We start from the raw sequence: 4,466 nt of genomic DNA on the forward strand, positions 1-4,466 counted from the left end.
AGGGCGTCGCCCTGATTGCCACCTCCGCGCGGCCCGACCAGCTCGACGCCCGGCTGCGGGCCCCCGACCTGTGCGACCGCGAGCTGGGCCTGCCCCTTCCCGACGCCGGCACCCGCAAGGCGCTGCTGGAGTCGCTGCTGCGCAACGTGCCCACCGGTGGCCTTGACCTCGACGAGATAGCTTCTCGCACACCGGGTTTCGTCGTCGCCGACCTGGCCGCGCTGGTGCGCGAGGCGGCGCTGCGGGCGGCGTCGCGGGCCAGCTCCGACGGCCGGCCGCCGGAGCTGAAACAGGAGGATCTGGCCGGGGCGCTGACCGTGATCCGCCCGCTGTCCCGTTCGGCCAGCGAGGAGGTCAGTGTCGGCAACATCACCCTCGACGACGTCGGCGACATGGCCGAGGCCAGGCAGGCCCTGACCGAGGCCGTGTTGTGGCCGTTGCAGCATCCCGACACCTTCGCCCGGTTGGGCGTGCAACCGCCGCGCGGGGTGCTGCTGTACGGGCCGCCGGGCTGCGGCAAGACCTTCATCGTGCGAGCGCTGGCCAGCACCGGGCAGCTGTCCGTGCACGCCGTGAAGGGCTCCGAGCTGATGGACAAGTGGGTGGGCAGTTCGGAAAAGGCGGTGCGCGAATTGTTTCGGCGCGCCCGGGATTCGGCGCCGTCGCTGGTCTTCCTCGACGAGGTGGACGCGCTGGCGCCGCGACGCGGGCAGAGCTTCGACTCCGGCGTCACCGATCGCGTGGTGGCCGCGCTGTTGACCGAGCTCGACGGCGTCGATCCGCTGCGCGACGTGGTGGTGCTGGGCGCCACCAACCGGCCCGATCTCATCGACCCCGCGCTGCTGCGCCCCGGACGGCTGGAGCGGCTGGTCTTCGTCGAACCGCCCGACGCCGCGGCGCGCCGCGAAATCCTGTGCACCGCAGGCAAATCCATTCCGCTGAGCGCCGACGTCGATCTCGACGAGGTGGCGGCCGGACTCGACGGCTACAGCGCCGCCGACTGCGCGGCGCTGCTGCGGGAGGCCGCACTGACCGCGATGCGCCGATCCATCGACGCAACCGACGTGACGGCCGCCGATCTCGCGACGGCACGCGAAAACGTCCGTCCCTCTTTGGATCCCGCGCAGGTCGAGGCGCTACGGGCGTTCGCCAAAGCCTTGTAGCACTGCCAGGGCCGAGGCCGCCACGTCCTTTTCGAGCCAGGACGGCATCGGGTCGTCGTGCGCGTGGCGCCGCACCACGGCGTAGGGCAGGTCGGCGACCGCACGGGCGACGGCATCGACGGAGCGCGCCCTGGAATTCCCGTACAGTTCGCGCGCCAGCGCCGCGACGCGTTGGGTCAGCGGAGCGTTCATTTCGGCGAGTGTCTGCCGAAAGGCCGCGTCGGGCTCGTCGTCGAGCAGGTCGCCGGGCCGGATCGTCAACAGCAGCCGGGCATCCTCGGGGAGGGAGCGCGCGAAAGCGACGGCGGCCACGGCCATCGAGACGGCGGTGTCGGTCGGGGTCTCGCCGTCGGCGGCCAGCGCCCGCTCCTGGAAGCGTCGCAGCGCGCGCAGCCACGCCGCCGTCAGGATGCCGTCGCGGTTGCCGAACCGGTGATACAACGTGCCCGCCGGTGCGCCACTGGCTTTCGCGATCGCCGCCACGCTGGCCGCACGTGGTCCGCCGTCGAGCACCAGCGTCCGGGCGGCGTCGAGAATCACATCGGTTTCATGCTTCCGCGGAGGCGCCATGATCTAGTACATTCCTTCTATATGGAACGATTACCCTATATCGATGAGCATGCCATAACCATCGACGCCAACCGCGACGACACGTGGTCGGCGCTGCTGCGGGTGATGTGCCGCGACCCGCACGACCCGTCGACCGTGCCCTTCGGCTTCATCCTGGACGAGGCCCGGCCGCCGGCACGGTTCGCGCTCAAGGGCCGCCACTGGTTCGCCGTCTACCGGTGGGTGTTCGAGCTGGACCCGCTCGAGGCCCCCACACGCACCCGGCTGCGGGCGGCCACGTGGGCCGACTTCCCCGGTATGCACGGCAAGGCGTACCGGGCGCTGGTGATCGGCACCGGCGGACATCGCGTCGTCGTGCGGCACACCCTGAAACGCGTTGCGGCGGCGGTGCTCGACGAGCGGGCGCGCACCGGCGAGGCCGCCGCCGATTACGTGGACGTCTTCGAAGTCCCCATCGCCGCCGGAGATGCGCGCACCGCCGAAGAGGCGTTCCGCGACGGGCTCGGCGACAAACCCGGCGCGGGCGGACAGCTGGTGTTGTGGATCCACCGCAACGTGCTGCGGCTGCGCCTCGGTCCGGCCCGCTCCGCCGACCACCTCATCGGCTGGCCGATCGTCCGCTCGGACCCCGACGAGCTGGTGTTGGCCACCCGCGGGCCGCTGATGCGCGGGGAGTTGACGCTGCGCCGCCAGGACGGTCGGCGCGCCGTCCTCACCACCCGGCTGCACTTCCGCCGCCGGGTCGCGGCCCGGGCGGTCTGGGTTTTGATCGGCCCCCTGCACCGGGTCGTGGCGCCGCGGCTGATGCGGCGCAGCGCTCGCCGGGGTCGCGAACTCGCGGCGATAAGTTAGTCCGCATGACCGAACGCCCGACCGCGCTGCACATCGTCGACGGGATCGACCTGTCCGGCACGACATCGGTGATCACCGGCGCGTCGTCGGGCCTGGGCCGCGCGGCGGCCCGGGCGCTGGCCGCCGCGGGCGCCCATGTCATCTTGGCCGCCCGCAACGCCGACGCGCTCGCGGAGACGGCGCGCTGGATCGCGACCGAGGTCGCCGGCGCCCGGACCTCGACGGTGCCGCTCGACCTCACGGCGCTGTCCAGCGTGCGGGCGGCGGCGGCCGCGATCGCCGACATCACCCCGGCCGTCGACGTGCTGATGAACAACGCCGGCGTCATGTTCACGCCGTTCGGACACACCCGGGACGGTCTCGAATTACAGATCGGGACAAACCATTTCGGGCACTTCGAACTCACCCGCCTGCTCATCCCCCAGCTGACCGCCGCCGGCGGGGCCCGGATCGTGATCCTGTCTTCGGGGGGCCACGTCATGGGCGACGTCGACTTCGACGACCCCAACTGGGAGCGGCGCGACTACGACAAGTTCGCCGCCTACGGCGCTTCCAAGACGGCGAACATCTTGCACGCCGTGGAGGCCGATCGGCGCCTGCAGGGGGCGGGAATCCGCGCCTACGCCGTGCATCCGGGCACCGTGGCCACCTCGCTCGCGCGGTACATGTCGCGCGCGGATTTCTCGCGGCTGCGCAAGCTCGCCGCCGAGAACAGCCCCGAACCCTCCGCCGGTTTCCTCGAGTTCGTCATGCCCGAACAGGGTGCGGCCACACAGGTGTGGGCGGCGGTCACTCCGGAGCTGGCCGATCGGGGCGGCCTCTACCTACAGGACTGCCGGATCGGCGAGGCCGCACGGCGCGCCCGCGACCCGCAGCGCGCGGCCGAACTGTGGGACCTCTCCGAAAGGCTCTGCGCCACAGCCTGATACGCGCCGATTCACGGTTCGGGAAGCGGCGACCACTCTTGGGACAGCCGGGCGGTGAAGTTCGGCGGCCGGTGGTCGCGGAACGCGGCGACGCCCTCGCCGGCGTCGGCGCCGCCCATCACCCGCTCGTGCAGCCGCGTTTCCAGCGCGGCGACCTGTCGCGGTGTGTAGTGGTTGATCGCGGTGTCCCACAGCAGGCGTTTGCACAGGGCCGCCGACATGGGCGCCACGTTGACCACGATGTCGCGGGCCACGGTCAGCGCATGGTCGAGCACCCGGCCGGCGGGCAGTGCCCGGTTGGCGATGCCGAAGGCGGCGGCCTCGGCCCCGCCGAAGGTTCGCCCGGTCAGCAGGATGTCGGCGGCTACGCCCAGGGTGGTCAACTGGGTCAGCGTCCAGTGCGCCATGCAGTCGGGCAGCACGCCCCGGCGGACCTGCACCACACCGTATTTCGCGTCTTCGGCGACGAAGCGGATGTCGGCCTGCAGCGCGATGGTCAGGCCGATGCCGATGGCGTGGCCATTGACGGCGGCGATCACCGGTTTGCGCAATTCGAAGGCGGCCGGCGTGATCGGTGACGCCGAGAACGCGCCGGGGTCGGCGGGGGCGTCGAAAGGGCTTGCGTCACCGGAGAAATCGGCCCCGGCGCAAAACGCGCCTCCCGCTCCGGTGAGCACGATGGCCCGCACGTCGTCATCGTCGTCGCAATCGCGGTACGCGCGGCTCAGCAGCGCGCCCATCTCGGCGGTGTAGGCGTTGAGCCGCTCGGGCCGGTTGAGGGTGAGCACCGCCACGCCCGAGTCGATGTCGACCGTCAGGTCCTCGCTCATGGCAGCGCGGGTACCCGGTGCAGGGCACCGATCATGTCGGCGACGTCCGCGGGGCGCGGCGTGTAACCCGGGAAGTAACAGCACACCTCGTCGGCGTGCTCGCCGAACCGGGCGGCGATCTGCTC

5 protein-coding genes and 1 pseudogene are annotated in these 4,466 nt (G+C 71.6%); 3 read left to right on the forward strand and 3 right to left on the reverse strand.

All coding sequences use genetic code 11. From position 1 onward, the window contains the following. Nucleotides 1–1,163, forward strand: a 1,163-nt coding sequence (locus A9W96_RS24345; protein WP_156765392.1) for an AAA family ATPase, incomplete at its 5' end; no start/stop codon positions are given. Here the strand turns inward: A9W96_RS24345 and A9W96_RS24350 are convergent. Next, nucleotides 1,137–1,733 (reverse strand): TetR/AcrR family transcriptional regulator, encoded by a 597-nt coding sequence (locus tag A9W96_RS24350; protein WP_067143733.1) that lies wholly within the window; start codon nt 1,731–1,733, stop codon nt 1,137–1,139. The two genes, A9W96_RS24345 and A9W96_RS24350, sit on opposite strands and share 27 nt — an antisense overlap. A 21-nt stretch (nt 1,734–1,754) precedes the next feature. On the opposite strand from A9W96_RS24350, the gene A9W96_RS24355 reads away from it, so the two are divergent. Beyond that, on the forward strand, nt 1,755–2,585 hold the full coding sequence (locus A9W96_RS24355; RefSeq protein ID WP_066880006.1) for a DUF2867 domain-containing protein: 831 nt from the start codon (nt 1,755–1,757) through the stop codon (nt 2,583–2,585). A 5-nt stretch (nt 2,586–2,590) separates the two neighbouring features. Next, complete coding sequence (locus A9W96_RS24360) at nt 2,591–3,511, forward strand: SDR family NAD(P)-dependent oxidoreductase (RefSeq protein ID WP_067143735.1); 921 nt, start codon at nt 2,591–2,593, stop codon at nt 3,509–3,511. A gap of 11 nt (nt 3,512–3,522) precedes the next feature. Here A9W96_RS24360 and A9W96_RS24365 read toward each other — a convergent pair whose 3' ends face one another. Both A9W96_RS24365 and A9W96_RS31745 read right to left on the reverse strand, forming a co-directional pair. Beyond that, the gene (locus A9W96_RS24365) at nt 3,523–4,341 is read right to left on the reverse strand and encodes an enoyl-CoA hydratase-related protein (RefSeq protein ID WP_067143738.1); all 819 of its coding nucleotides are present in this window, start codon (nt 4,339–4,341) and stop codon (nt 3,523–3,525) included. Beyond that, nucleotides 4,338–4,466 (reverse strand): annotated as a pseudogene (locus A9W96_RS31745) (LLM class F420-dependent oxidoreductase); the annotation flags it as partial. The gene A9W96_RS24365 and the pseudogene A9W96_RS31745, both read right to left, overlap by 4 nt.

This window comes from Mycobacterium sp. 1245852.3, from assembly GCF_001669335.1.
Classification (GTDB): domain Bacteria; phylum Actinomycetota; class Actinomycetes; order Mycobacteriales; family Mycobacteriaceae; genus Mycobacterium; species Mycobacterium europaeum_A.